This window comes from Fusibacter sp. (genome assembly GCF_057447755.1).
In genome coordinates, this window is the sequence record NZ_JBVBZF010000309.1 from 1 (window position 1) to 4129 (window position 4129).

General features: G+C 37.7%; 3 protein-coding genes. All 3 read right to left on the reverse strand.

Annotation, left to right across the window (positions count from 1 at the left end):
• Positions 1-1640, reverse strand: a 1640-nt coding sequence (locus AC220I_RS19125; RefSeq protein ID WP_486725462.1) for an S-layer homology domain-containing protein, incomplete at its 3' end; no start/stop codon positions are given.
• Positions 1641-1904: 264 nt separating this feature from the next.
• The gene (locus tag AC220I_RS19130; protein ID WP_486725463.1) at positions 1905-2678 is read right to left on the reverse strand and encodes a LytR/AlgR family response regulator transcription factor; all 774 of its coding nucleotides are present in this window, start codon (positions 2676-2678) and stop codon (positions 1905-1907) included.
• A 250-nt stretch (positions 2679-2928) separates the two neighbouring features.
• The coding region (locus AC220I_RS19135; RefSeq protein WP_486725464.1) for a dicarboxylate/amino acid:cation symporter at positions 2929-4129 on the reverse strand (1201 nt) is incomplete at its 5' end.

The following is a 4129-nucleotide window of genomic DNA, read 5'->3' on the forward strand; positions in this document are numbered from 1 at the left end:
ACCGTAACGGTATCTTTCGTTGCAGTCACACCACTAATATCGAGTACACTTGGATCAGATACTGTTACCACGCATACTGCTGATTTAGTGGTATTTGCAACAGATGTTGCTGTAATATTGGCGATACCAGCTGCAACCGGTGTTACAACACCATTTGAAACAGTGGCAACTGAAGCATTACTGGTTGCCCAAGTTACAGATTTATTAGTTGCATTAGAAGGTGCAATCGTTGCTGTAATAGTACCAGTACTACCACCCACATCAAGGGCTAAAGTAGTTGGTGACACACTTACACCAGTTACAGCCACTGTTGCTGTAGGTGTATCGTTGTCATCTCCTCCACCTCCGCCTCCGCTATCACCTGGTGTTACTGGTGTAACTGGTGTCACAGGTGTATCTGGTGTAGTCGGTGTAATTTTTTCAACAACCTCAACTGGCGGTGTTTCGAAAATTACATTTTCAGCTGTAACTTCTGCATTTGTAATCACACCTTTACCAGTAACCTTAATTTCAACATTAACTTTCATTTTTGCAACAACGGTATCAGCACCTAGCTCAATATTTGCATTAGCAGCTGCGCTGGAAACGTTCATCTCTGCAATAGCTGTTTCACCTTGAGTTGAGATTGCTATACCTGGTGCATCAACTTGAACTGAATCAAACTTACCTTCAAGTACAATCCCTTGACCACTCGCATTTTCAGAAATGATCACTTTTAAGCCGTCAATATTCGTTGCCACAACACGAACCCTACCACTGGAAGTCTTCTGTACTGTAACACTCTTATATTTACCACCATTGATATGGATACTGTTAGTACCTCCACCTCTTAAATAAGTTTCACCATCAACGGTTAGATTATTTAAGGTGACATCTCCAGTGCCGACTTCTTCTGCAATTATTAAATCACCTGTAATGTGATAATTTTGAAGCGTAACGCCATCTGCCTTAACAACTACAGTATTATCGATGGTTTCCATGCCTGAGGCCGGTCCGAATGTACCCGCTTTATCATATACAAGATAGGCTTCAGCCAAGGTGTTATTTAAGGCAACAATTGCCTCAGCTCGATTGATTTTATTCATTGGCTTGAAAGTCCCATCCGGATAGCCACTCATGAGACCTGCCTTCACTACTGCACCGACATAAGCCTTACTCCACTGTGCAATAGTCCCTGCGTCATTAAAAGTACTTAGTGATTGAGTGTTGAGTTCCAATCCCTTGACTTTGGCAATAATAATTGCCGCTTCTTGCCTTGTAATTGAATTGTTCGGTGCCATCGTCCCATCTGGATATCCCCCAATATAACCTGCAGCAATTGCCTTGCGTACAGCGCTATAATACCAATCCGAAGGACTGACATCTTTAAAATCAATTTCAGCTTCTTGAGTAAAATAAAAAGCCTTATTGACCAATGTCATGAATTCTGCACGTGTTATCTCTGCTTGCGGTCTGAATGTATTATCAGGATAGCCGCTTGCAAATCCCTTGCCTAACCACTCTTGAATCGTTGCCTCAGCCCAATGCCCAGTTATATCGTTCATTCCTGCAAATGATATAATCGGTAACATAGTAAGCAATAAAAGCAGAGTGGTCGATAAGGCAATAAATTTATTACCTCTTCTCTTACCCGTCATCATATGACCTCCTGTTCCAAGCAAACTTGTCGAATTTTATATTCAGAGTTTTGTAAATTGACCCTGAAAAAATAAAATCGACTCTATGCCGATATTAAATACCTCTAATTGCTTTTTATCCACAATCGCTTTATATAGAACTATCACTTAATGCATTTAAGGTTGTATTAATGTTGTCAATTGCTATTTATGTCATTTCAGCAGCCGTTTATGCAATTTAAGGCCAAAAACGTTATAAAAACACAACCGAAGTTGTGTCTTTATTTACTAAGATTTAATCATATTAATGAATTCATTTAAATATTTTTTTGAAATCGGATAGGTTCTCTGGTCAGAGGTAGTCACAAGATACTGAGAATTGTTTACTTGAACGTTTCTAACATAGCAAGTATTTATCAAAACAGACCTGTGTATTTGCATAAACTCACTTGGTAGTTCAGATATGATTTCTTTTAGACTCAATTGACATGGTGCTGTGTTCCTTATGGTTTGAATCAACAAGCCCCTTCTTGACGTGTTTGTCTCTATGGATATAATTTCATTGAAGGGAATGGTATAGTATACATCTTTATAATGATACTTTAAGGACGTATCCGAAACAGGTTGATTTAAGCCCTTGCGTTCGTTTAATAGACTCACTTCTTTATTAATTTGCTCAAATGAGAGCTTTAGTTTTGACTCAAAGAGCGGATCCTTCTTATAAATGAAGTTAAGTGCCTTCAAATTATAAGAAAAAGTCTCCCCCATAAGCTCAATGTGGTTGGTCACAAAGATAATATAGGCATTAGGGTTTTTGCTTCTTATTTGACACCCAAGCTGAAATCCTGTCATTTCCTGGTTTAAAACGACTTCTAAAATAAAGACTTGGTAAGTTTTTTCAAATTGAGTACTGATGCGTTCTATTTCGGACATATCAGGTTCAGTAATCAAATTTAACCGATAGTGATGTTCACCAACAGTCTGATTGAAATATGTGTTAGCAATACTATGTATCATTTTAGCATCATTGGTATTTTTATCGATAATCCAGAGATCAAACATTCTAATGAGCACCACCCTTCTCTGTATTTTAAGTTATGAAATCACAAACTACGTTAGCATTACTCAGACGTACTCGCCGATTATACCAGTAATTTTATATCATAAAATATAGGTGTTTATACCCAATTTATCATAAAAATTTCAAAAAAAAAATCATCAATGTCCACAAGTGCTTAACCTTAAAGTACAAGCACTCTCGGATCATTGATGATTTTTATTTATTGCATTAAGGTAAATTTAATTATCCTAATTAAGCTACATTTTCTACTGAATCTAATTCATTTGGTGCATAGTAAATCGATTCATCAAACTCATTTTCAGTTTTAGCAACGATTAATGTACATACAGCATCACCAGTGATGTTGATAACTGTTCTACACATATCAAGGATTCTATCGATACCCAAGATTAAACCGATGGCTTCAACTGGTAAACCAACTTGAACTAGAACCATTGAAAGCATTACAAGACCAACGCCAGGAACACCAGCAGTTCCGATGGATGCAATTGTCGCCGTTAAAATAACAGTTGCAAAGTCGCCTAAACCTAATGGAATACCATAAAGCTGTGCAATAAACACAGTTGCAACCCCTTGCATGATTGCTGTACCATCCATATTGATGGTTGCGCCTAGTGGTAAAGTAAATGAAGCAAGTTCTTTTTTAACACCAAGTCTTTTTTCAGCAGTCTCAATCGTTACTGGAAGTGTCGCATTACTCGATGATGTCGAGAAGGCAACTGCCATCGCTGGGGCAAAGTTTTTGAAAAACTGAATAGGACTAAGCTTTGTCGTTGCATAAAGGATACCTTGGTAAGTGACTACAGCATGGATAACAAGTGCACCAAGTACACAAAGCATGTAGACTAAAAGGGACCCGATTGCATCAAAGCCAAAGGTGGCCATTGTTTTTCCAACAAGTGCAAATACGCCGTATGGTGCAAATTTCATAATTAACATTACCATTTGAAGTATAACTTCATTTACTTGCTCTAAAATATCTTTAACGAGTTTAGCTTTCTCTCCTAAAATCGTGATTGCAGTTCCCGAGAGAAGTGCAAAGATGATAATTTGTAGCATGTTTCCTTTTGCCATTGCATCAATTGGGTTTGTTGGTACCATATCAATTAATACATTTACGAAAGCTGGACTTTCTTTTGCTTCAAAGGTCAATTCTTGTGTGGTCATTTGCATAAATGATCCCGGTTGAACGATTGAACCGACGATAATTGCAATCGTAATTGCAATCGCTGTTGTCAAAAGATAAAAACCAACCGTCTTACCACCGATTCTACCCAATTTCTTCACGTCACCCATTTGCGCAGCGCCAAGTGTTAAAGATACGAATACGAGTGGAACAACCATCATTTTAATAAGTGCGATAAATACTGAGCCAAATAATACAAAACCAAAACCTACAATATAATCTTTTACGATTACATTATCACCAAAT